At 65.3% G+C, this 25,393-nt stretch carries 26 protein-coding genes; 15 read left to right on the top strand and 11 right to left on the bottom strand.

All coding sequences use genetic code 11. The features are described from left to right. Window positions 1-15 precede the first annotated feature (15 nt). Window positions 16-1,209, top strand: a complete 1,194-nt coding sequence (locus tag VI26_RS07700) for an MFS transporter (protein WP_048409159.1) — start codon at window positions 16-18, stop codon at window positions 1,207-1,209. Here VI26_RS07700 and VI26_RS07695 read toward each other — a convergent pair. Then, window positions 1,199-2,080 carry a LysR family transcriptional regulator gene (locus VI26_RS07695; RefSeq protein WP_048409158.1) on the bottom strand — a complete coding sequence of 294 codons (882 nt, stop codon included), beginning with the start codon at window positions 2,078-2,080 and terminating at the stop codon, window positions 1,199-1,201. The two genes, VI26_RS07700 and VI26_RS07695, sit on opposite strands and share 11 nt — an antisense overlap. A 129-nt stretch (window positions 2,081-2,209) precedes the next feature. Between VI26_RS07695 and VI26_RS07690 the strand changes: the two genes are divergently transcribed. The 5 genes from VI26_RS07690 to VI26_RS07670 all read left to right on the top strand — a co-directional run bounded on the left by VI26_RS07690 (window position 2,210) and on the right by VI26_RS07670 (window position 7,069). Beyond that, complete coding sequence (locus tag VI26_RS07690; RefSeq protein ID WP_048409157.1) at window positions 2,210-3,934, top strand: acyl-CoA dehydrogenase family protein; 1,725 nt, start codon at window positions 2,210-2,212, stop codon at window positions 3,932-3,934. Between the two features lie 274 nt (window positions 3,935-4,208). Continuing rightward, window positions 4,209-4,775: a putative glycolipid-binding domain-containing protein gene (locus VI26_RS23775; protein ID WP_048409156.1), complete on the top strand. Its 567-nt coding sequence runs from the start codon at window positions 4,209-4,211 to the stop codon at window positions 4,773-4,775. 1 nt (window position 4,776) lies between these two features. After that, window positions 4,777-5,286, top strand: coding sequence for a GNAT family N-acetyltransferase (locus tag VI26_RS07680; RefSeq protein ID WP_053074311.1), 510 nt, complete (start codon window positions 4,777-4,779; stop codon window positions 5,284-5,286). Between the two features lie 175 nt (window positions 5,287-5,461). Continuing rightward, window positions 5,462-6,349 (top strand): GyrI-like domain-containing protein, encoded by an 888-nt coding sequence (locus VI26_RS07675; RefSeq protein ID WP_048409155.1) that lies wholly within the window; start codon window positions 5,462-5,464, stop codon window positions 6,347-6,349. A gap of 225 nt (window positions 6,350-6,574) precedes the next feature. Beyond that, a complete protein-coding gene (locus tag VI26_RS07670; protein ID WP_156183791.1) occupies window positions 6,575-7,069 on the top strand; it encodes a hypothetical protein in 495 nt (164 codons plus the stop codon). A gap of 31 nt (window positions 7,070-7,100) precedes the next feature. Here the strand turns inward: VI26_RS07670 and VI26_RS07665 are convergent, their stop codons facing one another. The 3 genes from VI26_RS07665 to VI26_RS07655 are packed head-to-tail and all read right to left on the bottom strand — an operon-like array spanning window position 7,101 to window position 9,227. Beyond that, window positions 7,101-7,847, bottom strand: a complete 747-nt coding sequence (locus VI26_RS07665) for a metallophosphoesterase (RefSeq protein WP_048409153.1) — start codon at window positions 7,845-7,847, stop codon at window positions 7,101-7,103. Further along, window positions 7,825-8,562, bottom strand: coding sequence for a VUT family protein (locus tag VI26_RS07660; protein ID WP_197081416.1), 738 nt, complete (start codon window positions 8,560-8,562; stop codon window positions 7,825-7,827). The genes VI26_RS07665 and VI26_RS07660 overlap by 23 nt, the downstream gene beginning before the upstream one ends. 5 nt (window positions 8,563-8,567) lie before the next feature. Further along, window positions 8,568-9,227 carry an XRE family transcriptional regulator gene (locus tag VI26_RS07655; RefSeq protein ID WP_048409151.1) on the bottom strand — a complete coding sequence of 220 codons (660 nt, stop codon included), beginning with the start codon at window positions 9,225-9,227 and terminating at the stop codon, window positions 8,568-8,570. A 353-nt stretch (window positions 9,228-9,580) separates the two neighbouring features. On the opposite strand from VI26_RS07655, the gene VI26_RS07650 reads away from it, so the two are divergent. The 6 genes from VI26_RS07650 to VI26_RS07625 all read left to right on the top strand — a co-directional run bounded on the left by VI26_RS07650 (window position 9,581) and on the right by VI26_RS07625 (window position 14,075). After that, window positions 9,581-9,802: a hypothetical protein gene (locus tag VI26_RS07650; RefSeq protein ID WP_048409150.1), complete on the top strand. Its 222-nt coding sequence runs from the start codon at window positions 9,581-9,583 to the stop codon at window positions 9,800-9,802. A gap of 294 nt (window positions 9,803-10,096) precedes the next feature. Continuing rightward, complete coding sequence (locus VI26_RS07645) at window positions 10,097-10,459, top strand: 5-carboxymethyl-2-hydroxymuconate Delta-isomerase (protein ID WP_048409149.1); 363 nt, start codon at window positions 10,097-10,099, stop codon at window positions 10,457-10,459. Window positions 10,460-10,473: 14 nt separating this feature from the next. Then, entirely contained in the window at window positions 10,474-11,226 is a 753-nt protein-coding gene (locus VI26_RS07640) for a hypothetical protein (protein WP_048409148.1), read from the top strand. Between the two features lie 132 nt (window positions 11,227-11,358). Further along, window positions 11,359-12,693, top strand: a complete 1,335-nt coding sequence (locus VI26_RS07635) for a DUF3422 family protein (RefSeq protein ID WP_053074309.1) — start codon at window positions 11,359-11,361, stop codon at window positions 12,691-12,693. 185 nt (window positions 12,694-12,878) lie between these two features. Then, entirely contained in the window at window positions 12,879-13,445 is a 567-nt protein-coding gene (locus VI26_RS07630) for a cysteine dioxygenase family protein (protein ID WP_053074308.1), read from the top strand. Between the two features lie 3 nt (window positions 13,446-13,448). Continuing rightward, complete coding sequence (locus tag VI26_RS07625) at window positions 13,449-14,075, top strand: LpxA family transferase (protein WP_082150945.1); 627 nt, start codon at window positions 13,449-13,451, stop codon at window positions 14,073-14,075. 39 nt (window positions 14,076-14,114) lie between these two features. On the opposite strand, the gene VI26_RS23180 is transcribed toward VI26_RS07625, so the two are convergent. Continuing rightward, window positions 14,115-17,423 carry an alkaline phosphatase family protein gene (locus VI26_RS23180; RefSeq protein ID WP_053074307.1) on the bottom strand — a complete coding sequence of 1,103 codons (3,309 nt, stop codon included), beginning with the start codon at window positions 17,421-17,423 and terminating at the stop codon, window positions 14,115-14,117. Window positions 17,424-17,837: 414 nt separating this feature from the next. On the opposite strand from VI26_RS23180, the gene VI26_RS07610 reads away from it, so the two are divergent. Beyond that, entirely contained in the window at window positions 17,838-18,254 is a 417-nt protein-coding gene (locus tag VI26_RS07610) for a hypothetical protein (protein WP_156183790.1), read from the top strand. Between the two features lie 72 nt (window positions 18,255-18,326). Here the strand turns inward: VI26_RS07610 and VI26_RS07605 are convergent, their stop codons facing one another. Beyond that, complete coding sequence (locus VI26_RS07605; RefSeq protein WP_048409146.1) at window positions 18,327-18,848, bottom strand: hypothetical protein; 522 nt, start codon at window positions 18,846-18,848, stop codon at window positions 18,327-18,329. A 257-nt stretch (window positions 18,849-19,105) separates the two neighbouring features. Here VI26_RS07605 and VI26_RS07600 point away from each other — a divergent pair, with 257 nt between their 5' ends. Continuing rightward, window positions 19,106-19,417 (top strand): hypothetical protein, encoded by a 312-nt coding sequence (locus tag VI26_RS07600; RefSeq protein WP_053074306.1) that lies wholly within the window; start codon window positions 19,106-19,108, stop codon window positions 19,415-19,417. Window positions 19,418-19,581: 164 nt separating this feature from the next. Here the strand turns inward: VI26_RS07600 and VI26_RS07595 are convergent, their stop codons facing one another. The 4 genes from VI26_RS07595 to VI26_RS07580 form a co-directional block, all read right to left on the bottom strand. Beyond that, window positions 19,582-20,217: a LysE family translocator gene (locus VI26_RS07595; protein ID WP_048409145.1), complete on the bottom strand. Its 636-nt coding sequence runs from the start codon at window positions 20,215-20,217 to the stop codon at window positions 19,582-19,584. A gap of 123 nt (window positions 20,218-20,340) precedes the next feature. Beyond that, entirely contained in the window at window positions 20,341-21,282 is a 942-nt protein-coding gene (locus VI26_RS07590) for an alpha/beta hydrolase (protein ID WP_048409144.1), read from the bottom strand. A 1-nt stretch (window position 21,283) separates the two neighbouring features. Next, complete coding sequence (locus VI26_RS07585) at window positions 21,284-22,162, bottom strand: alpha/beta hydrolase (protein ID WP_048409143.1); 879 nt, start codon at window positions 22,160-22,162, stop codon at window positions 21,284-21,286. 31 nt (window positions 22,163-22,193) lie between these two features. Then, window positions 22,194-23,249 (bottom strand): sugar phosphate isomerase/epimerase, encoded by a 1,056-nt coding sequence (locus VI26_RS07580; protein ID WP_048409142.1) that lies wholly within the window; start codon window positions 23,247-23,249, stop codon window positions 22,194-22,196. Window positions 23,250-23,361: 112 nt separating this feature from the next. Here VI26_RS07580 and VI26_RS07575 point away from each other — a divergent pair, with 112 nt between their 5' ends. Further along, window positions 23,362-23,964, top strand: coding sequence for a TetR/AcrR family transcriptional regulator (locus VI26_RS07575; protein ID WP_048409141.1), 603 nt, complete (start codon window positions 23,362-23,364; stop codon window positions 23,962-23,964). 21 nt (window positions 23,965-23,985) lie between these two features. Here VI26_RS07575 and VI26_RS07570 read toward each other — a convergent pair whose 3' ends face one another. After that, window positions 23,986-25,059: a 2OG-Fe(II) oxygenase gene (locus VI26_RS07570; RefSeq protein WP_048409140.1), complete on the bottom strand. Its 1,074-nt coding sequence runs from the start codon at window positions 25,057-25,059 to the stop codon at window positions 23,986-23,988. Between the last annotated feature and the right edge of the window lie 334 nt (window positions 25,060-25,393).

The following is a 25,393-nucleotide window of genomic DNA, read 5'->3' as shown; positions in this document are numbered from 1 at the left end:
AGAAAGGCCTCCCGCATGCAGCCCCGCATCCCCGCCACCATCTGGGCCCTGGGCCTGGTCAGCCTGTGCATGGACATGTCCTCCGAGATCATCCACGCGCTGCTGCCGGTATTCCTGGTGTCCACCTTGGGCGTCAGCGCGCTGACCCTGGGCCTGATAGAAGGCCTGGCCGAATCCACCGCGCTGATCCTGCGCGTGTTCTCCGGCGCCATCAGCGATTACTGGGGCCGGCGCAAGGGCTTGCTGCTGCTGGGCTACGGCCTGGCGGCGCTGAGCAAGCCGCTGTTTCCGCTGGCGCACAGCGCCGAAACCGTGCTGGCCGCACGGCTGATGGACCGGGTGGGCAAGGGCATACGCGGCGCGCCGCGCGATGCGCTGGTGGCCGACGTCGCGCCGCCGGAAATCCGCGGCGCCTGCTTCGGCCTGCGCCAGTCCATGGACACCATAGGCGCTTTCGCCGGCCCGCTGTTGGGCATCGCGCTGATGTTCTGGCTGGCAAACGACATCCAGCAAGTGCTGTGGTGGGCCTGTTTGCCGGCCTTGCTGGCGGTGCTGCTGATCGTCGCCGGCGTGCGCGAACCGACCGGCGCCGAGCGCAAGCCCTTCCGCTCGCCGCTGCGGCTGGCGCTGCTGCGCCAGTTCTCCAAGCGCTACTGGTGGGTGGTCGCCATCGGCGCGCTATTCACCCTGGCCCGCTTCAGCGAGGCCTTCCTGGTGCTGCTGGCGCAGCGCCATGGCCTGCCGCTGAGCTGGCTGCCGCTGGTGATGGTGGTGATGAGCCTGGTCTACGCGCTCACCGCCTACCCGGTGGGCGTGCTGGCAGACCGCTGCAGCAAAAGCGCGCTGCTGGCGCTAGGCCTGATGATCCTGATCCTGGCCGACGCCACGCTGGCGCTGTCCAGCTCCATCGCCGCCACCCTGGCCGGCATCGCCCTGTGGGGCCTGCACCTGGGCTTTACCCAGGGCCTGCTGGCCACGCTGGTGGCCGAGGAAACGCCTGCCGACATGAAGGGCACCGCCTTCGGCCTGTTCAATCTGGTCAGCGGCCTGTGCCTGCTGCTGGCCAGCGTGCTGGCCGGCTGGATGTGGGACCGCCACGGCAGCGCCAGCACCTTCGTCGCCGGCGGCGCGCTGGCGCTGTTGGCGCTGGCCGCCACCCTGCTGTGGCGCCAGCGGGAACGCGCGGCGCTCGCCGGCCTCAATCCTTGATCGCGGCGGCCACCGCGGCGATCAAGCCGTCCGTGGCCGCGCCCCGCTGCCGCCGCCAGATGCACAGGGTCTCGGAATAAGCCTCCGCGCCGGCCAAGGGCAGCAGCACCGCGCCGCCGGCCGCGGCCCGACCCAGCGAGGCCGGCGCCAGCGTCACCCCCATGCCGCCCGCCACCATCTGCACGATGCCGCCCCACTGCCGCAGCTCGTGCCGCACCCGCGGGCTGAAACCGGCCTGCGCGCACAGCGCGACGATGCGGTCGTAGTAATGGGCGGACACCTCGCGCGGAAACAGGATGAAGCTCTCCTCGCGCAAGCGCTCCAGCGCCACCGCCGCGCCGCGCGCCAAGACATGGCCGCGCGGCAGGCAGCATAGAAAAGGCTCCCGCAACAGCAACTGCCGCTCCACCCGTGCCGGCAGATTGCCGGCGTGGATGAAACCGACATCGATCTGCTCGAATTCCAGCGCGCGGATCTGCTCGTCGGTATTCATCTCGCACAACTCCACCTCCACCCCCGGCGCCTGGCGCTGAAAGACCCGCACCCCGTCCAGCAGCCCACGGAACAACATCGCGCCGACAAAACCCACCCGGATGCGGCCGGCCAGGCCCTGGCCGGCGCGCCTGGCGGTGTCGGCCACCTCGTCGGCCAGCTTGAGCAGGCGGCCGGCCTGCTGGTACAACACCGCGCCGGCCGCGGTCAGCGCCACCGTCTTGTTGCCGCGTTCCAGCAGCAAGGCGCCGATTTCCTGCTCCAGCTGCCGTATGGTCAGGCTCAGCGGCGGCTGGGAAATGTGCAGGCGCCGCGCGGCGCGGCCGAAATGCAGCTCCTCCGCCACCGCCGCGAAATAACGCAATTGCCGTAAATCCATAGCGCCTCCTCTCTCGGCCGCCTCCCGGCGGCGATAACTTTTCGGTATCGCGCGAGCCAAAAACGGTACTTCCGCTCCCAGGCCATTATGCCAACAATGGGCTTCGCCCCATCGCGCAGGAGAAGCACCATGCATCCGGATCAGCCAACAGCGATTCCCGACCGCCACGGCGACAACCTCTTTCTTAACGACCCCAGCCTGGCCGGCCTGTTGCGGATTTACCTGCCGGACGCGCTATACCGCCATCTGGAACCGCGGCTGAGCGCGCTGGGCGCGGCGGCCGGCGGCCACCTCGACGAACTGGCGCGCGCCGCCGATCGCCACCCGCCCACGCTGAACCCGCGCACCCGCACCGGGCAGGATCGCCAAAGCATAGACAAGCACCCGGCCTTTATCGAGCTGGAGCGGCTGGCCTTCTCCGAATACGGCCTGGCGGCGCAGGGCCACCGCCCCGGCGTGCTGGATTGGCCGGAGCGCCTGCCGCGGCTGGCCAAGTACGCGTTCACCTATCTGCTGGTACAGGCCGAGTTCGGGCTGTGCTGCCCGCTGAGCATGACCGACTCGCTGAGCAGCACCTTATCGCTGCACGGCGACGCGGCGCTGATAGAGCGCTATCTGCCCGCGCTGCTGAGCCAGGATTTCGAGCAGCTGTGCCAGGGCGCGATGTTCATCACCGAACAAGGCGCCGGCTCCGATGTGTCCCGGGTGGAAACCCGCGCCTACCGGCAGGACGGCGAGTGGCGGCTGGAAGGCGACAAATGGTTCTGCTCCAATCCGGACGCCGGCCTGGCCATGGTGCTGGCCCATGTCGACGGTGAGCCGGACGGTTTCAAGGGCCTTGGCCTGTTCCTGCTGCCGCGTCTGCTGTCTGACGGCGAGCCCAACCGCTACCGCATCGTCCGCCTGAAGGACAAGCTGGGTAGCCGCTCCATCGCCAGCGGCGAGATCCACTTGGAAGGCGCCAGCGCCCATCTGGTGGGCGAAGTGGGCCGCGGCTTCCAGCAGATGGCCACCATGATCAATTTGTCGCGCTTGTCCAATGGCGTGCGCTCCGCCGGCCTGATGCGCCGCGCCGTGGCCGAGGCGCTGCACACCGCCCGCCATCGCCAGGCCTTTGGCCGGCATTTGATCGACATGCCGCTGATGCAGCGCTCCTTGCTGAAAATGCTGCTGCCCACGGAGCAGGCGCGCTCGATGTTCCTGCACCTGGCCGCCTGCATGGATCGCGCCGCGGCCGGCGACGCCGAAGCGGCGCAGCTGACGCGCATCCTCACCCCGCTGATCAAGTTCCGCGCCTGCCGCGACGCGCGCCAGGTCACCCAGGACGCGATGGAAGTCCGTGGCGGCTGCGGTTACATCGAGGAATGGTCCGACCCGCGCATCGTGCGCGACGCATTGCTCGGCTCGATCTGGGAAGGCACCAGCAATATCGTGGCGCTGGACGTGGCGCGCTCGGCGCGGCGCGAAGCCACGCTGCCGCCGCTGCATGCCTACCTGGCCAGGCTGCTGGCCGACGCCGGCGTCCCCGCGCCGTCGCGCGCCGGCTTGCGGCTGGCGCTGGACCGTGCCGTCGACTTCGCCGCCGCCAGTTTCGACCAGGCAGACAGCGTGGAAGCGCGGCGCGCCGCCAGCGCGCTCTACCACTGCGCCAGCGCCGTGTTCATGGCCTGGGAGGCCGCCCGGGACCCGGACGGCGATTACCGCCGGCTGGCGCTGGCCCACCTGGTGCTCAAGCACCGGCTGCTGCCGCAAAACCCGCTGGCGGCTGACGATGCGCCGCTGAGCCTGACTCGCCCGCTGCTGGATGAAACCCCGCTGCGCCTGGAACAGGCGCTGGCGCTGCTGCCGGCCTAAGAGCCTGTTCAAAATCTCGCGAGCAAGGGCGAGACAAGGCGAAAACGAGCGAAAAAGCGGAATGTACACGTGGTACATGAGCATTTTGAGCTTGTTTTCAACGCCGTATCGCCGCAGCGCAGCAGACTTTGAACAGGTTCTGAGACTGTGTTTACAATCTACCGCGCTTGCGGAAGGCACAGGGAAGCAGGACTCTTTCCGCCGCGCTGCCCAAGCCCAGGCAAATGACATATCATGCTGGTCTGTTTACCGAAACACCGAAAATCGGCCACGCATGCACGACATCACGCAACACCAGGCCATTATCTGGCAAAGGCTGGATACTTCCGGCCACGACTACGCGGCGCTGGAGGCTGGCGAACACGGCCCGCGTCTCAGCGGCTGCGCCATCTTCGTCGAAGACGGCGTCAACTGCCTGCTGCGTTACCAGGTGGACTGCGCGCCGGACTGGAGCACTCGGCGCGCGACGGTACAAGGCTATCGCGGCGGCCAGCGTATTGAACTGCTGCTGGAAGCCGACGCCGAGCGCCGCTGGCTGCTCAACGGCGTGGAGCAGCCGCAGGTGCAAGGCTGCGTCGACATCGACCTGGCCTTCACCCCCGCCACCAATCTGCTGCCCATCCGCCGCGGCCGGCTCGAGATCGGCGCGGCGCTGGAACTGAGCGCCGCCTGGCTGCAATTTCCGGAGCTGACCTTGGCGCCCTTGCCTCAGCGTTACACCCGTCTGTCGGAGTTCGGCTACCGCTACGAGTCGCGCCAAGGCGCGTTCCAGGCCGAGATCAGCGTCACCCCGGACGGGCTGCCGCGCGACTATCAGGGCCTGTGGCGGGAAGCGCGCTGACATGGAACGCATGCGCATCCGGCCGGCCACGCCGGAAGACTTCGTCCGGCTAGCCGCTATCGAGCGCGCCGCCGCCGCCCGCTTCGATCCGCAAGATCTACCGCCGGCGCTGTCCGCCGACACCCTGCCCACGGAGGAGCTGAGCGCCGCCTGCGCCGCCGGCCTGCTATGGGCGGCGGCCGATGCCGATGGCGTCCACGGTTTCCTGTTGGCGCGCCGTCACGACGACAGCCTGCACCTGCAGGAAATGGATGTCTGCCCCAGCCGCCAAGGGCAGGGTCTGGGCTCGGCGCTGATCGCGCACGCGGAAGCCGTCGCGCGCCGCCTGGGCCTGCGCCGGCTGACGCTGACCACCTTCGAACACCTGGCCTGGAACGCCCCCTTCTATCAAGGGCGCGGCTTTCAGAGCATCGCCGCCGCCGATTGCCCGCCCTGGCTGCGCGCCGTGCTGCGTGCCGAGGCCGAACACGGTCTGCGCCGGAGGGTGGCGATGTTCAAGCCGCTGGCCTGAGCGTCTGTTTACGATCTGCTGCGCGTCGTGGATGCATTACACGGTGTGTACGCCTTGTCTCGCTCTAGCTCGCGAGATCGCCAACACGCTCCAAGCCGGCGCGGCAATAGCGCAAGATCGGTCAGGCGCGCCGCGCCACCACCGCGCTAGACTGGCGGCGCCAAGGAGGAAATGCATGCCGAACACCCTCGAACCACGGCTGGGCAAAGCGCTGGCCTATATCGACGCCCACCTGGACGCCGACCTCAGCCTGGAGCAACTCAGCCGGGTGGCGGCCTGCTCGCGCTTTCACTTCCACCGCCTGTTCCGCGCCCGTTTCGGCATCAGCCTGCACCGCTATGTGCAGCTCTGCCGGCTGCGGCGCGCCGGCGAGCGGCTGGCTTTCCGCCGCTGCCCGGTGCTGGACATCGCGCTGGACAGCGGCTACCGCAGCCCGGAGGCCTTCGCCCGCGCCTTCCGGCAAACGGTGGGCCAGAGCCCGTCCGCCTTCCGGCGGCAGCCGCGCTGGCTGCCTTGGCACAGCCATCTGCAAACCCTGCGCCAACTGAGGAACCGCGCCATGCCGTCCGTCCATGCCCCCTTTGTCGTCGACATCGTCGATTTTCCCGCCACCCCAATAGCGCTGCTGGAACACCGCGGCCACCCCGCGCGGCTGGGAGACAGCCTGCGCGACTTCATCGCCTGGCGGCGGCAGCAACAACTGCCGCCCAGCGCCAGCGCCACTTACAACCTGCTGTACACCGATCCGGATGACTGCGCGCCGGACGCGTTTCGCATCGGCTTGTGCGCGGCCACCGATCGTGCCATCGCCGCCAACCCCCAGGGCGTGCGCGCCGCGCTGATTCCGGCCGGACGCTGCGCCCGGCTGCGCCATCTGGGCTCCGATGCCGAACTGGGCGCCAAGGCGCGCTGGCTGTACACCGAGTGGCTGCCCGCCAGCGGCGAACAGCCGCGCGACTTTCCGCTATTTTTGCAGCGCCTGCGCTTTTACCCGGACGTGGCCGAAGCCGACGCCGTCAGCGAACTGTTCCTGCCCTTGCAGGATCGCGCCGCCAACGCTTGACGCCCGCGCCCGCGCCCGGCGCCGGCCGGAACGGAATATCGGCCGTGATCCAAGCCAATCACGGTCGACATTTTCTCCATTAATATATTAATAATGTAAATATTCCAAAAACATTTCTTCAAGCAACAAATACCGGCTTTGGGTAAACTAGAGCGCGTTTAATGCAGGGGGTCATGCACGATGCGCGCTCTTTCTCTGGCTCAAATAAAAAAATGGATCATCAGCGTGTTCAACCCGCCATACCAATTGGCGCTATGCGACAGGCTGCCCAAGAAAAACTCCAAAGAGTTTCTCTACCTGTTCAAGGTTTATGGCAGCCACGATTTTGTGAAACTGTCCCATGCGGATATTCTGGCCAGTAATCAAATCATGTCCGCGATCAATCCGCGCGACCTGATCAAGATCGCGCTGCTGGAAAACAATCTGCAAGCCCAGCGCAAGCGCTGCAAAGTCGAGGCCGAACTGCGCGGCAATCAATACCGCATCCACATCCACGGCAATAGCGAAACCTGTTCCGGCGAAAGCATCTGCCAGAATATCGATTATTTTTCGGATTTGAGCGCGCAAGATATTTGCAAGATCGCCTATACCACCGGCTTTCTGAAAGGCCGCAACTTCAGCCGCCAGTTCAGCGCGGCGGCGGTGGAGGCCCGGCGCCGGAACACCGCGGCGCCAGACGCCGCCAGCAAGGTGCTTGAGCTGCGCGCGGTCAAGCGATAGCGAATAAGCGACCTGACCCGCGCAGCCGCCGCTAGAACATCACCGTCTCGCTGCGGAAGCCCGCCGCGTCGAATTCCAGCAACTTGTAGCCGCGCCGGTCCTCGGTATCCAGCTCCGATGTGCCCTTGCGCCACTGGAAGCAGGTGGCCGGACACACTTCCAGCGGCACTTCGCCGGCGCGCAGACGGTAATCTCCATGCACATGGCCGCACAGCAATAACTGAAGATTGGGCACCTCCGCCATCAAGGCCCAGAAACGCTCGGTATTCTGCAGCATGCAACTGTCCAGCAGCGGCGTGCCCACCGCCGCCGGATGATGGTGCAGCAAGACCACGCAGCGTTTGGCAGGATTCTGCGCCGCCGCCAGGCTGTGCCTGAACGCCTCCGCCGCCTGCTCGCTGATATGGCCGTCGTCTATCCCCGGCTGCACCGAGTCCAAGGCCAGCACCAGCCAGTCCGCGGTTTCCAGCCGCTGCAACGGCCGCATCCAGCCATACGCGCTCAATACCTCGGTCGCCAGCGGCGCGGCGTCGTGGTTGCCGGGCAGCCAGTGCACCGGCAGGCCGGTCTGCTCCAGTCTCTCGGCGAACCATTGGTAGGACTCCCGGCTCTCGTCCTGCGAGATATCGCCGGTCACCCAGATAGCGTCCAGTTCCGCCGCGTGCCGCTGCTCCAGCCGGGACAATACCCGGTCGAACTCGCGGTAAGTGTCGTAGCCCTGCAGCCGGCCGTCGCGGTCGGCGAACAGGTGCACATCAGATATTTGCGCGACTCTCATGCGCTTCCTCCATCGCGTAGTGGTTTCTCTTCACCGCCTCGTCGTCGTCCTTGAACACGGTCAGCGGGTTGTACGACACGCTCCAATCGAAGTAATCGGTTTTTTCGATACGCTTCACCACGCCCACCAGGTAATACCCCACCGGTAGCAGGATGATGGAAACCAGCACCTTGTAAGACCAGGTGGTGGCGATGATGTTGACCAGCTCCTGCCCGCTGTAGCGCGACGACAGGCTGATGGGATAAGCGGTCATCAGCAACACCGCCTGCGCCAGCATGGACGCGATCACATAGCGGACGAAGAACAGGCGTCCGGCAAAGAACACCTTCATCCGCGACACGACGAAGCCATTGCAGAAGTAAGACGCCGGCACCGAAATCCAGGTGCCCACCATCACCCGCCAGAACTCGTTGAACAGCAGGTAATACTGTTTCGAGATCTCGTTATTGTCCGGCTGCAGCAGCGCAAAAGCGTTGATTATCAACACGAAGAATGTCTGGCACGCCACCAGTATCCATACCGTGCGGCCGCCCAGCTTATAGCCGTACACCTCGGTGGACACCGTGGACAATAGATAGCACAGCGAAAACACGATGCCGCTGGCGGTGATCTTCAAGCCATGAATATCCAAAGTCTTGTACACCAGCGAATCGCACACCACCATGATGGTCACCGACAAGCCGACGATCAGACCGTAAACCCTGAATTGCTCCACTCTACTCATCCCGCGCTGAAAGTTTTGATTGCCTTGACCGCGACGCCCAGTACCTCGAACTCGCGGCAGATGGACGGCTGCAGATCATGCATCAAGGAAATGCTTGAAAACAGGCAATGCTCGCCGTCGATGAACACGCGGCGGAAGCATGGAGGTTGGCCGGCAATGCGGACCAGCACCACGTCCCCATCCGCCGGGCTTTCCTTGCGCGCCACAATGAAAACGCTGCCTTGGGAAAAGCTGGGAAACAGCGCATCGTTGTTCAGCACCACGGCGAACGCGTCATCGGCGTCGAAACCGGCGGCGTCGACGAAATAACGGTCCGGCTCTATCGCCATGCCATCACAAAACAGGCCCACCTCAGTGAACTTGACCAGAGGCACCGCCCGTGCGGCACGGCTTTCTCGAGCGCCCCGCCCCAGCTCGCCTTCGATGAAATCACTGAGCTTGACGTCAAAAAACCGGGCCAATTCCATCAGGGTCAGCAAGGTGGGATTGCCCACCCCGCGTTTGATATTGTTGATCGTCGCCACGCCAAGGCCGATCGCCTCGCTCAAATGCGCGGCATCGACACCTGCGCGCTCCATCAGATAAGCCAGGTTTTTCGATGCATTGCGCAGCAATGCCGCGCTTTCGCCCTCTTCTTTCCACGCCGCCCTGCTCATTCAGCCCCTCCATGAAAAACAAACCAATAGCGAAAATCATTATTTTAATTTAACACGAAACCATGGCCACCCTATTTTAACCATCATGAATCAGGGAAACAGCCAAATGAAACATACTGTTTGCATTCAGATATTTCACCCACCCCAACTGCTATTATTTTAAATAGAAAGACAATATAATAAAACCGCAACACTATAACATTCATGGCACCGGCAAGATACTCGCAGGCAAAAATTAAATAACTAAAAAAGTATTAATAAAAACAATTAAAGGCAGCACAATGCCACGCGTAAAACGGCGAATATCCAGAGCAAGCCAGTCACGCGCGGCACCAGACAGAGGAAACCGCAAAATGAGAATCTCGGAAGACGAATTCGCGCTGGATGTGATTGATGGCGAACCCGCCATCATCACCCAACCCTGCATGATCGGACAGCCGGGCAGCGAGTGGGAAGGCTCCCCGGTATTCAAGAAAACCTATTTGCTGGAATTGATCAGCCGCAGCCTGGAACACGATGTCATCAAACTGGAAGACATCCAAAGCCTGATCCAGAAAACCGGCCAACGCCGCTAGACCGCGCAAGCTCCCGCGAATCCGAGCGGGAACTGGCGAAAACGGCGGAACACGCGAAATGCCCATGCGGCGCATGCGCATTTCAAAACCACCCGCACTCGGCACGACCGCGCCGCAGCGCGATGGGCAGTGAGCGGCTTCCCGACGCTCGGCCGTGCCCCGCGCGGCCATCCCCCTGTTCTCCCGCCCTGGGCTTGCGCTAAACTGGGCAGCATCCAAGACAATGGCGTATAGCAATACGCAAAACCATTCCAGGCGCCCATGGCGCGCGGAAGCGATCCCACAGGCCCAGACATGCCCCATCTGACACTCGAATACAGCAAGAACCTCGACACCTTTTCCGCCGGCGCGGCGTTGCTGGACATCAACCGCGCGCTGCTGGCCAGCGGTCAGTTCGAGGAAGCCGACATCAAGAGCCGCGCCATCGCGCTGGACTGCTGCCAGATCGGCGTCCAGGACCTGCCGCGCGCCTTTATCCACGCCAAGCTGGCCATACTCAGCGGCCGCAGCCCGGAGGAAAAACAGCGCTTGTCAGAACTGAGCCTGCAAGCGCTGGCCGACAGCGCCGCGCTGCCGCCGGACGTGGAAGTGCAGCTGTGCGTGGAAATCCAGGAAATCGACCGCGCCAGCTACGGCAAACGCTTTATCGCCCGCTAACGGAGGGACACACCATGACAGCGCTCAAACTCGCATCCCGCGGCCTGCTCGCCGCCGCCCTGATCACCGGCCTGTCCGGCGTGGCCCGCGCCGCCGACGACATCGACCGCGTCAGCCTGGAAGGCACGCTGGGCCAGGAACGCATCGGCATGACCCTGCTGATCAAAAACGGCAAGACGCTGAGCGGCGGCCATTATTTTTATGGCCGCTACCTCAAGGACATTCCGCTGCGCGGCAAGCTGCAGGGCGAGACCCTGCGCCTGAGCGAGGCCGGCGGCGGCGAGTTCCAGCTGCGCTTCAAGAATAACGGCGGCGGCGACGGCCAGCCGCTGGGCTTCGACAACAGCGTGGGCCTGGACGGCAGCTGGACGCTGAAGGCCAAGACACTGCCGGTGGCGCTGAGCATAGGCGACATGGCTCCCGCCGCCGACGGCCGCTGGTACCAGGATGTCACCGAGGAAAGCGACGCCGCCTTCGAGGCCAGGGTGCAAGGCTTCCAGCGCGCCGCGCTGGCCGGCCAGGCGCAGCAAGCCAGCCGCTATGTGCATTTCCCGTTGCGGATCAACCACAAGGGCAATAGCCGCCAGATCGCCGATGCGCGCCAACTGCAGGCGGAATGGAGCGGCATTTTCACCCCGGCCTATCTGGAGCAGCTGCAACTGGCGATGGCGCACGATCTGTTCGTGCGCAATGGCCAGGCGATGCTGGGCAGCGGCGTGGCCTGGTTCGACGCCAAGGGCGCGGTGGCGCTGAATCTGCCCGACTGAACCCGGCGCGGACCGGAAAAGGCGGCCAAGGCCGCCTTTTTATTTTGGCTGAAACAATACCGGATCAAAATATGCTGCAGTGCAATATGATCCGCGTTATGCTGAAACCGCCACCCGCCACCGGAGCCCGCCATGCATGCCGACCTCTCCGATCCCACCCTGCTGCGCCTCAACGAACACCCGCAACGCCGGCAATTGAACAGCGAAGCCCATGCCCGGCCAGCGCTGCAGATCGCCGCCGACAACCGTCTCAGCTACCTCGCCTATCTGCATCGCCACATCAGCCATGAGCAGGAACTCTGGCTATACCGCGAGCTGGCGCAACAGCTGGAACTGCCCGCCCCGGACCCCAAGGCCAGCCAGTTTCAATTGCAAGCGCCGTTTGGCCGCGTGCGCTGGGAGCGCCACGGCGAGTTCTCCACCCTCAGCGTGCAGGCCCATGGCGCGGAAACCAGCCCCTTCGCCCAACCCGCGCTGCAGGCACTGCCCGCCGGCTGGCTGCCGCTGCTGCCCGGCAATATGCTGGTGGCCGCCCACGCCGCGCTGCTGCCGCCCGGCGCGCTGCCGCTGCGCATCGAAGACCTGGCCGCGCAATGCTTCAACGGCCACGAACTGGTGGGCGCGGAAATAGGCGACGGCGCCGGCCGCGCCTACACCGACTTCCGCATCCACGCCGATGGTTTCTCCCGCTATCTGCTGGCGGATTTCTACATGGGCCGCCGCCAGGCCGGCCGCATGCTGCAGCGGCTGCTGGAGCTGGAAACCTACCGCATGCTGGCCCTGCTGGCCTTGCCGGTGGCCAAGAGCATCGCCCCGGAACTGGCCAAGGTGGACGAAGAACTGGCCGAACTCACCGGCGCCATGGGCGATGCCGGCGCCGACAGCGAACCGCAGCTGCTGCATCGGCTCACCGAGCTGGCCGGCGCCACCGAAAACGCGCTGTCCCGCACCGATCACCGTTTCAACGCCTCGCTGGCCTATTACGACATCGCCCGCTGCCGCATCGCCGAACTGCGCGAACGCCGCATCCAGGGCCTGCAACCCTTCCAGCAATTCCTGCAACGGCGGCTGACCCCGGCCATAGACACCTGCCGCGCGGTGGCCGCGCGGCAGCGCGCCCTGGCCGAGCGCGTCAATCGCGCCACCGCGCTGCTGCGCACCCGCGTCGACATCCGCCGCGAACGGCAGAACCAGGCCTTGCTCACCTCGATGGAACGCCGCGCCGCGATGCAGCTGCACCTGCAGCAAACCGTGGAAGGCCTGTCCATCGCCGCCATCACCTACTACAGCGCCGGCCTGATCGGCTACCTGCTCAAGGGCGCCAAGGCCGCCGGCCTGGCGCTCAATGTGGAACTGGCCACCGCCGCCGCGGTGCCCTTGCTGGCGCTGGCCATCGCCCTGGGCCTGCGCCGCGCGCGCGCCGCCTTGCGCCGCCATGGCGCGGCCGCCGGCATGGAACACGGCTGACACCTGTCACTTCAGCTATCCCTCCACCTGCCCGATATTAGCTATACAGGTAGCAAACTCCGGACAGCGAACTTGGCGGAGCCGGACCGGTCAGTTCATCATGCCGCCCCAGAACGGCATGGTGGACAAGCCACTACTCATTACGCCCGCCCCTCGCGCCGGCGCTCAAGACAAAGGAGAACACCATGCATGACCCGCTCTGTCTGGACATGCCTCCAGTGGCGATCAGCCCCAGCCTCACCGCCTCGCTGCGCCAGTTGGACAGCTATCAAGCGCCCCTTTCTCTGGAGCAAATCCATCGTTTCCACAATGCCTTGCAACTTGGCCTAGAAGATCTGCGGCCCTTCCTCCAGTTCAGCAATGAGCGCTACCGCCGCAACCAGATCTACCTCAGCCCTCACTGCGAGCTCTTGCTGCTGTGCTGGCGCAGCACCCAGCGCAGCCGCATCCACAATCACCGCGGCAGCCTGTGCGGCCTGCGCGTGCTGCAAGGCTGCGCCACCGAAACCATCTTCGAGCGCACCGAGCATGGCCTGGTGTACGCGGTGGAATCCCATCGCCTGGCCACCGGCAGCCTCACCATCAACGGTAATCTGGACATTCACCAGATTTCCAATCTGCAGCCCTACGGCGAAGACCTGATCACCCTGCACCTGTATTCGCCGCCGCTGCGCAAGATGGAACTGTTCAGCCTGGAATCCACTCAGGTGGAACAGCCGGGCGATTCGCTGAGCTGGGTATACGAAATCTAAGCCATGCCCTCCAATCTCGCCGCCGAACTGTTTCCCGACCTGCTCACCCACTTTCCCTGGCTGGAAGGCGGCCAGCCTCCGTGGCTCTGGCTGAACCGGCTGCCGGACAGCCTGAGCCGGGTGCACGCCGCGCTGGACCCGGCCGAATGGACGCTGGACGGCGACATCGCCATCCACCACAGCGCCATGATAGAAGCCGGCGCCATCCTCAAGGGTCCGCTGCTGATCGGCCCCGGCTGCCGCATCGCCGCCCACGCCTATCTGCGCGGCGGCGTGGCGCTGGCCAATGATGTGACGGTGGGGCCGGGCTGCGAGCTCAAAACCTGCGTCATCGGCCCCTACTCGCGGCTGGCCCATTTCAACTTCGTCGGCAACGCCGTGCTGGGCGCGGACGTCAATATGGAAGCCGGCGCCATCATCGCCAATCACTGGAACGAGCGCCGCGATAAGACCATCACCGTGCGCTGCCGCCAGCAGGCGTGGACCTTGCCGACGCAGAAGTTCGGCGCGCTGGTGGGCGATCACAGCCGCATCGGCGCCAACGCCGTGCTCTCTCCAGGCACCTTGCTGCCGCCGCACGCGGTGGTGGCGCGGCTGGCCTTGGTGGAACAGGACCCGATCCTGGATTGACAAGCAGCCGCAGGGCCCGCGGCCCCTCCAAGCCCGGCCTCAACCCGGCTGTTTCCAGCGCTGCGCCGGCACCAGGGCGGCCATCTTGTCTGGATGGCCGCTCAGCGTCGGCGTCTGCTGATAGCCCAAGGCCTGCAGCTCCTGCCGCACCTCGGCGATCAGCGCGGCAAAACTGAGCGGCTGCGCCGCCGCCCGCAGCCGCTTGGCCAGGGTGAAGGTGAACGCGCCGTAAGCCGCCGCGCCGTGGTTGTACTCCGACGCCAGCTCCGCCTGCCCGGCGGCGAACAACAGCAAGGGCACATACGGCCCGGCGTGGCCGTAAGCGGCGGTGGCGGCCTTGAACGCCGGCTCAGAATCCGTCCACAAGGCCTTGGCCTCGCCCAGGCCATGCCGGCGCAGCTGGATCGCGTCCGCCGGCGCGGCCCGGTCCGGCAGGAAGGCCCTGCCCGCCTGCGCCGCCTGCTCGGCGAAATCCCTGGGCACCCACATCTGATGCCGCGGCTCCCAGCGCAGCATGCGGTGACGCACATCGTCCGGCGGATCGATGCCGCGCACCGTCCGCCCGCCGCGCGTCATTCCCCCGGCATAACAGCAATCGAAGATGGCGACGAAATTGGCATCGTACGGCAGCTGGCTGTAATAGCGGTAAAACTCCTTGTCGGTGAAGGCGTGCTCCGGCTGCCAATCGAAATCCACCGGCACCAGGGTTTCATCGCTGCGGTCCGGCTGACCGTCGGCGCCGTAGTGCGGCAGCTCCGCGCCGTGGCCGGAATAGAAAAACACCCGCTCATCGCCCGGCCCCACGCCGTCGGCCAGCCAGTCCAGCCGCTCCAGCAGCGCGTCGCGCGTCGCGCGCTCATCGCTCAGCACCCGGATATCGTCGGCGGCGAAGCCGCATTCCTGCAGCACCGAACTCATCAGATAGACATCGTTGACGCAGCCGTTCAGCCGCATTTCCGGCTTGGGATAGGCGTTGATGCCCACCAGCAGCGCGCGGCGCCGGGTGCGCGCCGCCGCCGGCAGCAAGGCCTGGACCGAGCGCGGCGCCGGCGCCGCCAGCGGCAGCAACTGCGGCAGCGCCTCGCCGCTCAGCCGCGACTGCGCCAGGTAGACCGCGCCGTCGTGGTTCAGCGGCGGGTCGGTGAAGGACTGGGTCAGCACATGACTGCGGGCGTCCTGCCAGGGCAAGGGCCAGGTGAACACCCGGTCCAGCGGGTTGTATAGCTGAAACCATTGGCTGATGCCCTGGCCGTCGGCGTCGTACAAGGGCTCCAGCCGGCCGCCCAGCGCCTGGCGCACCGCCGGATTGGCCAGCTGCGAGCCGAAAGTCAGCAAGCCGCGGCCATTCAGCGCCGCCGCCTCGCCACCGGCCACCATGCGCCGGAACAACTCGTAACAGGCCATGCTGCCCAGGCTGTGGGCGCAGACCAGGTCCGGCTGGAAGGCATCGAACTGCTGGCGCAGCGTCGCCGCCAGCGCCGCTCGCAAGTCCGCGTTCTCCACCCATTGCAAGGTCATGCCCGCGGTCCAGCGCAACACGCTCCCCATCTGGTCCAGGCCGTCCAGCAGGCCCTTGTCGTCCTGCGGCGTCAACGCTCCTGCCGCCAGCGCGGCCAGGCCGCGGGCGATGGTCCAGGCGTCCAGCGGATACTGCTGGAACACCGCGTCGTAATCCGCGTACTGGAACTGGAAGGCCCGGCTACAGCCCGCCTGGCGCGCGCTGGCGCTGAACGCCTGTTCCCAGCGCTCCTTCCACGCCTGCTGCTCCGCCGCGTCCTGATGGCCGACCCCATGCACCATCCACACCTTGATCGGGCCGGCCGCCTCCCGCGGCGTCGGCGCCGCTTGCAGCAAGGCCGAGGCCCTGGCCTGATCGCTCAGCCGCGCCTCGATCTTGTCCACCTTGCGCAGCAGCCCGTCCGCGCTGGCGGCCTGCGGCGACAGCAAGGCGCGCGCGCCCGGCTCGGTATCGCCGACGCCCAGATAGTCCGCCAAAAAATCCACCATATAGGCCAGGGCCAGCTGATTGCCATTGGGCTGCGCCGGCGCGGCGGCTTCCTGCGCCAGCGCCCGCTCCGCGCCCATCGCGCGCGCGGTCAGCACCGGCGACACGGCGCGCGGGCTGGCCTGGAACAAGCCCGAGAACGGCTGCTTGAGCATCTCCGCCTGGCAGCGCGCGCCCAGCGCCGGCAGCTGCCATTTATTGCAGACATAGGCCAGCAAGCTGCTGTGGTCGTACACCGCATGATCGATGCCCGGCTGCAGCCACGGCGACGCCAGCACCGCCGGCACCCTCACGCCCAGGCGATCGAAACCGAAGCCCAGATCGCCGTCCGGCCCCTTGGGCGCGACCCAGTCATCCGGCGGCAGCGCCGACGGCGGCGCCACATGATCGAAAAAGCCGCCGTGCTCGTCATAAACCACCACCAGCAAGGTCTCCCGCCACAAGGCCTGGTTGCCGCTGAGCGCGGCGTAGACATCCGCGATCAGTTGATCGCCCAGGCCGATATCGTGCGGCGGGTGCTGATCATTGGGCTTGTCGGCAAAGGGCAGTTGGAAGAAGCGCGGCTCGATGAACACGAACTCGGGAAAATCATTCGGCTGCGCTTGCGCCACATCCGCGGCGAAGCCGGAAAAACGCTGGCGCAGGTCCGGGATATCCCAGGTCTGCCGCAGCAGCAGCGACAGCGAGATATCGTGGTAATAAATGCGCGAGCGTTTGCCGGCATCGTGCAGCCGGTTGAAAATGGTGTCCATGTCGTAGTGGCGGAACAGCGTGGGGATTGTCGCCACCCCCTCCGGCATGCGCAGATTGCCCTTGGTGGTGCCGGCCACCGCGAAAAAGCGGTTGGGCCAGGTGGGGCCGGGAATCGACGCGAACCAGTGGTCGCACACCACGAACTGCTGCGCCAGCGACTGCAACACCGGAATCGCGCCCGTGGCGCTGGTATTCAGCGGGAAATACGCCATCGCCTGGCTGATGCTGTCGCGCAGCGTTTCGGGCTTGAACTTGGTCTTGAACACCTCGTAGGCGTCGGCGGCGAAGCCGTTCATCACCGGTGCGGCCAGATCGCCGCCCAGTTGCGCCTTCACGTCCAGAAACTCATGGCTCGGATCAAAATCCGCCGCCTCCCCCAGCGACTTGGCGTCCAGGCTGGCCTTGGCATTGCCGCTGAACGGCAGCGGCGCCGGATCGCCGGGAATATGGCTGGGATGCCGGGCCACATAAGCCTGGGCATTCTTCACGCCTTCCAGCCCCAACAGCTTTTGGTCCAGATCGCCCAGCAGATGATCGAAGGACCGGTTTTCCAGCATCAGCACCACGACGTGGCGGATTGGATCGTTCATTGCGTGTCTCCCGGCATTGCAGCAAGTCCGCGTTCTAGCCCATGGCGACGCCCGCCGCGCCATTCCGCGCGGCGGACTTTGGACTGGTTCTAACTATATTTGCCAGCCAACGACAGCGCTGCCCGGCAAACTACCTAGTCGCCGCCTTGACCGCCCCGCTGCCGCTGGGCACAATCCCCCCCATGCCGCCACAACCGCGGCATCCAGATTGGCGTCTGGTATTACCTCGGCAGGGCTGAAGCTAAAAACTTCTGCCCATCCCTCCATTGCGTGCCAGCAACACCGGCAGGCCGTGGCGGGAGGGTGCTCTGCGCCCGCCGGTCTGCTGAGGTATCCGGTACGCCAATCCTGTCATGGCCTGCCACCTTCGACATCCTTCGAAGGTGGTCGGCGAGCTAACCTCAGGAGAAGCACATGTCAGTAAAACCTCCAAGCCGTCGCCACTACCGTCCCGGCACCCAGCCCGTACCCCATCAGGAACTGCCCTTCGCCGCCCTCGTGCCGGACCGTCCGCGCGTGCACTGCTGGCAAGTACCGCCCGCCGACGACTATCACAAGGCCTATCGCATCGGCCGCGAATTCGCCGGCCACTACATCCAGTATCTGCAGGACAATCCCAACAACCTGGGCAATATCCTGCTGGGGCGCATCGCCGGCGACGTCGACTTCGAGGTCCAGGGCGCGAGCAAGGGTTATTGGGCCGGCTTCTTCGCGCTGATCGAGCAAGTGCTGCTGTTCCCGATCGACATCTTCGACTACATCGACCGTCTCAACACTCAGGAGGACGCGCTGCGCGAGATGATGGCCAAACGTCCGGGAAATAGTAAATAACTTAAGCAGCGCCTAAAAAAGAAACACCCCGCCCGCGGGGTGTTTCTTTTGGCGGCCAGCCGCGCCGTGGCGCTACACCAACGTTGGCGGCAGGCTGGCCTCGGGGTTCTGCGCCCTGACGAATTCCACCACCAGGCTGAACAAGGGCGAGGGCCGCCGCTTGAACAGCGGGCTGACGCGAGAATCCAGCAGCCGCAAGCCGCCGCGCGGATGGGTATCCGCTTTCAGCCACAGGCGATCCACCACTCCTCTATTGCCCTGGCCATACGTCAGAAAACGAACGGCATCAATGGCGGCGACATCCACCTCGCGCCAGCGATATTCTGTTTCCACCCCCACATAAGCGATCTTGCGGCCCAGCCAGTCCAGCCGCACCCGCTGCAAAAACACGCCGCAACCGGCAACAAAGGCCATCAGATTGATGCCCAGCAGCAGCACGCAGCTCCCGATCAAATCCTGATGCATGCCGCCATGCGGGTCGTGGTACAGGACCCAGCTCATGGCGATGGATACCGCCAGCACTATGAGCTGGGTATGGAATACGATGCGAAACCCGGTCAGCAGGGTTTGAGTGGAGGGGTGGGAAGTTGTCATTGCTCAACGTTACAATTGTGGAATATTCATGCTTGGCCCTCAAGCCGCGAGCCCGCGACGAAGTCAGGCCATGATCCGCGCGCCATCAGCGGGATCGTGTTTAGAACCTGAGCCAAGACGCGCCGACGCAGGCAAGGCGCAGCGCAGGATCAGGGGTTTGCTTAGCGGGTCTTGAACATCGGCTGCCGGCCTCGGCGACAACAGCCTGAACGCGGCATATCGTACTCGGTCGCATTGAGAATAGCCAAATCGGAAAAATGAAAAACAAGCTCCAGCTATCCCGCTCCATTATCAGCTACGACGCGCTCAGCGATGTCGATGAAACCTTCGACCTTGGCGATGAGGAGTTCCTGTTTTCCTTGAAAGAAGACATGCTGCAGATCAGCTGCCCGTCGCTAGACACCCTGGTCGATGTCGGTTGGTATCCGGAATTCAGTCCGCGCGGCCGCTTCCGCATTTATGTGATCCAGCATGAAAACTGGGATCAGCCGCTGGAGGAAAGCACGGCCCAGAATCTGCCGCAGCTATTCGACGCGCTGGCCGCCATCATTGAACGACATGCGCTGTAAGAACCTGTTTACGATCTGCCGCGCGTCGTGAGACCTCACACGGTGAGTACGTCTTCGAAATGCTCATGCACCACGAGCACATTCCGCTTTTTCGCTCGTTTCCGCCTGGTCTCGCCTTGGCTCGCGAGATCGTAAACACGTTCTAACGCTGCGCCGAGGCTCGGCTAGTAGCGCGGTTTCTCGAACAGCATCTTCAGCGCCAGCCCGCCCAGCACCGAACCCATGATCCAGCGTTGCGCCACGCCCCAGGCCGGGCGCTTGACGAGAAACGCGGCCATGGAGCCAGCACTCAGCGCGATGATGGCATTGACGCTGACGCTGATCAGGATTTGGGTGAAGCCAAGCAGCAGCGACTGGGACAAGACATTGCCGCCGGCCGGGGATAGGAATTGCGGCAGCAGCGCCAGATACATCACGGCGATTTTGGGATTCAGCAGATTGGTCAGAAAGCCCATCATGAACAGCTTGCGGCTGCTGTCCGGCGCCAGCTCGCGCAGCTGGAACGGCGAACGGCCGCCAGGCTTCAAGACCTGCCACGCCAGGTACAGCAGGTAAGCCGCGCCGCCAATGCGCAGAGCGTCGTAGGCGTAGGGGATCGCCAATAGCAAGGTGGTGATGCCCAAGGCCGCGCACAACATGTAGAACACGAAGCCCAAGGCCACGCCCGCCAGCGAAATCAGCCCGGCCCGCTTGCCCTGGCAGATGGAGCGCGAGATCAGATACATCATATTGGGACCGGGGGTGATGACCATGCCCAATGAGACCAGCGCAAAAGCAAGCAGATTCGAGTATTCCGGCATTGTCGCTCCCAATGATAGGTTTGCATTTCACCCCGTTCCCGCGCGCCCTTGCGGCGGCGGGGAGCGCTTATGCTACACGACTCCAGCCCCGGCCGTGTTCACTTCTCGCGCCCCCGCCGCTGCTCAGCCGCTCAGGCCCAGCGCTTTCCGCAGCTGGCCGCCGGCGATGTCGAACAACGCGCCCGCGGCCGGCGTCAGCCCCAGCATGTGGATGCAGCCATGGACCATGCCGTCCAGCTGCCGCAGCGTCGCCGCAACCCCAGCCGCGTTCAGCCGCGCGGCGTAGTCCTCCGCCTCGCTGCGCAAGGGATCGAACTCGGCGGTCAGAATGGTCGCGCTCGGCAGGCCGGCCAGGCTAGGCGCCAGCAGCGGCGACACATAGGGCAACGCCCCCTCCGCCTCCTCGGAGAGATAGGTATCGAAGCAGAAACGCATCAGCTCCCGCGTCAGGTAATAGCCATCGCCGTAAGCCTGATAGGAGGCGCTGTCCATCTGGTGGCTCAAGGCCGGGTAGATCAGCAGTTGATGAGCGATGGCCGGGCCCGCCAGATCGCGCGCCAGCAGGCAGGCCGCGGCGGCGAGGTTGCCGCCGGCGCTGTCCCCGGCCACGCCCAGCCGCTTGGGGTCCAGACCTAGCGCTTGCGCGTTTTCAAAGGCCCAGCACAGCGCGTCGTACACATCGTGCAGCGGCACCGGATAGCAGTGCTCCGGCGCCAGCCGGTAGTCGACGGACAACACCACGCAGCCGGTGGCCTGGGCCAGCGCGCGGCAGGGGTTGTCGTAGACCTCGGCCGAACCCAGGCACCAGCCGCCGCCATGGGCGAACACCAGCGCCGGCTGCGCCGCCGCGCGGGCCTCGGGCCAATAGCCGATCACGCGCAGCGGGTGGCCGTCCCGCGCCCTCAGCTGGAACACCTCCACCCGCGCGACGCGCGCCAGCGGGCCATGCTGTTGGCGCAGCCCGGCGTCGGTGTCGGCGCGCAGCCGCGCCATGTCCATCGGCGCGCCGGCCTCGCCCGCCGCCGCCTGTTCCAGCCAGTGTTGAATCTTGCTATCCAAGGGCATCTCAGGTCTCGCTTTCGAGGAAGGGCAGCAGTTCGGCGATGAACGCGTCGGCCGCCTCCTCCATGATGAAATGGCCGCAATCCGGGATCACCACGCCGCGCAAGTCGTCGGCCCGGCCGCGCATCGTGTCCAGCGGCGCGTTGCCGGTGGCGTGCTCGGCGCCGATGGCGAGCACCGGCATGGCCAGCTTGCTTTGCGCGCGCAGCTGGTTCTGACGGATGGTTTCGGGAATCGCCCGGTAATAGGCGAAGCCGCCGCGCAGGCCACCCGGCGAGGAGTAGGCGTCGATATACACCTCCGCCGCCACCCGGTCGCGCCGCCATGACCAGCGCTGGAACATGAAGTCCAGATAGGCACGCTCGCGCCCGGCGATCAGCGTTTCCGGCAGATCGGCCAACTGGTTGAACATGAAATGCCACAGGAAGATGTTTTCTTCCGGAGGCGCGAAAATCGACGGCGCCGGCGCCAGGCCAGGGATCACCGCCTCGGTCAGCGCCAGCCGGCTGACCACGCCGGGGTGATCGCTGGCCAGCGCGTAAGCCAGCCACATGCCCACATCGTGGCCCACCACTTGGTAACGCTCATGGCCCAGCCGGCTCATCACCCGGTGCAATGTCGCGGCGGCGGCGCCGGTGTCGTAGCCGCTGTCCGGCCGGCTGGAAAATCCGGTGCCCGGCGGGTCCACCGCGATGGCCAGGAAGCCATGCGCGGCCAAGGCGCGCATCACATGGCGCCAGGCATACCAGGTTTGCGGCCAGCCGGGGATCAGCAGCACCGGCCGGCCCGCGCCGGCGGTGACCACATGGACGCGCTGGCCGTCCAGCCGCACGTAGTCGTGAATGAAATCGGATTCGGTGTCGATAAGAGGAAGTGCCGACATCTGTAGTCTCGCTGAGAAAGTGGATGAAAAGTCAGGCGATGCCCAGCATCGCGCGGATTTGAGACTGATCGACCGCGGCGCCGGCGAAGTCGTCGAACACGCGTTCGGTCACATGGATGATGTGGCGATTGATGAAGTCCACGCCCTCGCGCGCGCCATCCTCCTGGTCCTTGAGGCAGCATTCCCATTCCAGCGTGGCCCAGCCCTCGTAGTCGTACTGCGCCAGCTTGGAGAAGATCGCCTTGAAGTCCACCTGGCCGTCGCCGAGGGAACGGAAACGACCGGCGCGCTCCGTCCAGCCGCTGTAACCGCCGTAGATGCCTTGCCGGCCATTGGGTCGGAACTCGGCGTCCTTCACATGGAACATGCGGATGTGCTCGTGATAGATGTCCAGGTAGGCCAGATAATCCAGTTGCTGCAGCACCAGGTGGCTGGGGTCGAACAGCATCTTGCAGCGCGCGTGCTGGTCCACCAGCTCGTAAAAGCGTTCGAAACTGGTGCCGTCATGCAGGTCTTCGCTGGGGTGGATTTCGTAACACAGATTGACGCCGTGTTCGTCGCAAGCGTCGAGAATCGGCAGCCAGCGCCGCGCCAGTTCTTCGAAGGCGGTTTCGATCAGCCCTTCCGGCCGTTGCGGAAACGGGAACAGATACGGCCAGACAAGGGAGCCGGAAAAGGTGCCCATCTCGCTCAGGCCCAGCCGCCGCGAGGCCTGGGCCGCCTGCCGCAGCCGTTGCAGCGCCCAGGCGGTGCGCTCCGCCGGCTTGCCGCGCAGGCTGGGCGGCGCGAAGTTGTCGCACATCGCGTCGTAGGCCGGATGCACGGCGACCAGTTGCCCGAAGATATGCGTGGTCAGCTCGCTGATCCGCAAGCCGTGCGCGGCCAGCGTGCCGGTGATTTCATCGCAATAGTCCTGGCTGGCGGCGGCCCGCTCCACATCGATGAAGCGGCTGTCCCAGGCCGGGATCTGCAAGGCCTTGAAACCGGTGCGCGCCGCCCAGCCGGCAATGCCGTCCAGGGTGTTGAACGGGGCTTGATCCGCGCCGAATTGCGCCAGATGCAGACTTGGGCCTTTGAGGGTTTTCATGTATCGTCCTTAATTGTTTGTCGATCGACAAATAATAGACAAGGCCAGGACTACACGTCAACAGCCGGCCGCGATAAAATTCTGCCCGGCAAGATGAAAGCGAGAGGAAAAGATGGCAGGCAGGCCTAGGGAGTTTGACCGGGACCAGGCGTTGAAACAGGCGATGCTGGCCTTTTGGCGGCGCGGCTACGAGAGCACCTCGATGTCGGATCTGGTCGCGGCGCTGGGCATCGCCTCGGCGCGGATCTACGCGGCATTCGGCAGCAAGGAGGACTTGTTCCGCGAGGCGGTGGCGCTCTACACCGCCGGGGACGGCGGCTTCGCCGATCTGGCACTGCGCCAGGAGGAGGATGTGGCCGCCGCCATCGAGCGCATGCTGCACGACGCGGTCATGCTCTACACCCAGCCGGACTCGCCGCAGGGCTGCATGGTGGTGTCGGCGGCCACCAATTGCTCGGAGCAGAACGACGGGGTGCTGGAATGGCTGCGCGCGCAGCGCCATGAACGCACGCAATCGGTGATGGACCGGCTGCGGCGCGGCGTCGCCGATGGCCAGCTGGGGCCGGATACCGATGTGGATGCCCTGGGCGATTTCTACGCCGTGCAATTGCACGGCATCTCGGTACAGGCGCGCGACGGCGTGCCGCGCGAGCGGCTCTTGGCGGCGGTGCGCGTCGCGATGACGCCGCTGCTCCAGGCGGCCATCAAGCGTTGAAGCCCGGCCACCTGCGCCGGTTCAAACCTTACCGGCCCGCGGCCACTCCGGAAACAAGGCCTCGGCCAAATGCATCGCGCGTATCGGCAAGCGGTGCGCCCAGGGGCGCACCTGGGCGGCGCAGCGGCTCCAGTGCTCATGGCTGAAGATCCGGCTGGGCGCGCCGGCCACCCATACCGCCAGCGCCAACGCGGCGCGCAGCGTGTCCGGGTCCGAGTTCAGGCCGGCATGAGCCTGGGCGGCGGCGAGGATGGCTTCGCCTGACGGCAGCGGCGCGCCGGCGGGAAACCCCAGCCGCGCCAGTGCTTTATCTATGCCCGGGCTGCGCACGGTTTCCGACGCGGCGGCGGCGGCCAGCAGCAGGCCGGCCGCCTGCGCCGCATTGCCCATGCACCATTCCGCCAGCAACGCTTGCGCCGCGCGCGGCGCCGGCCAGTTTGCTGGGCCCTCCTCTTCCAGACGGGCGACATCCGGCAGCAGCGTCGCCAGCGCCTGCCGCACCCGGCGCGCCACCACCGGGCTGTTGCCCTGATGCCAGAAGTTGAAGATCAGCGCGGCGCGCGGCTGGCGCGTCGGCGGCGTGACCGAATGATAGGACTGAGCGCCCATTTCGAAGCCGACGGCCAGATTGGGATACGGGCGTATGCTCTGGCAGATGGCCTCCGGATCGTCGCCGGCATGGATATTGAACAGGCCGCCGTCTTCGGGACTCAGATCATGGGTGAATTGCAGCACCACGCGATAGCCTTCATCGCCAAGGCCGGGGCTGTCGTTGTGCACGCCGATGCGCTGGCCGGGCAATTGGCGGCGGCCTTGCACCTGGATGTCGTCCGCCGACAGCGGCGCCTGGAACAGCGTCTGGACACGGCCGCGCATTTCGTTCAGAAAACCGCTGCGCAAAAAAGCCGGCACCTCCGCCCGCTGCGCATAGTGCCGGCGCAGATCCAGCCGGCTGGCGACGCTGACTGCGCTCTGCTCCCACGGCAAGGGACCGCCGAGCACGGCGGCGGCTTGCGCCGCCACGGCCTGGTCCAGGCTGTCCACACAGAGGAAATGACGGTACGGTCGTTCGAAGAACAGGATGTTGTCCAGCATGGCGGGCCTCCATGCCCAGTAGCTTGCGCCTTGCGGGCTCAGGCCAGTGCTGCGAGCGCCACCGGCAAGACCCCTGAATGCGTTAAGACCCGCTAACAAAACCCCTGATCCTGCGTTGCGCCTCCTTGTCGTACTACTTGTACTGCCTGCGTCGGCGCGCCTTGGCTCAGGTGCGCTGCGCGGTTTTGTTAGCGGCTCTAAGCACCTGTTTACGATCTGCTGCGCGTCGGCGGGATGGATAGAAATGGGCGTTGAAACCGAGCTCAAAATGCTCATGTACCCTCTGTACATTCCGCTTTCTCGCTCGTTTTCGCCTTGTCTCGCCTTAGCTCGC

This window comes from Chromobacterium sp. LK1 (genome assembly GCF_001043555.1).
In the GTDB taxonomy this organism is placed as follows: domain Bacteria; phylum Pseudomonadota; class Gammaproteobacteria; order Burkholderiales; family Chromobacteriaceae; genus Chromobacterium; species Chromobacterium aquaticum.
The sequence above is the reverse complement of the archived record's forward strand: the minus strand, read 5'-3'. Positions and strand labels throughout refer to the sequence as shown.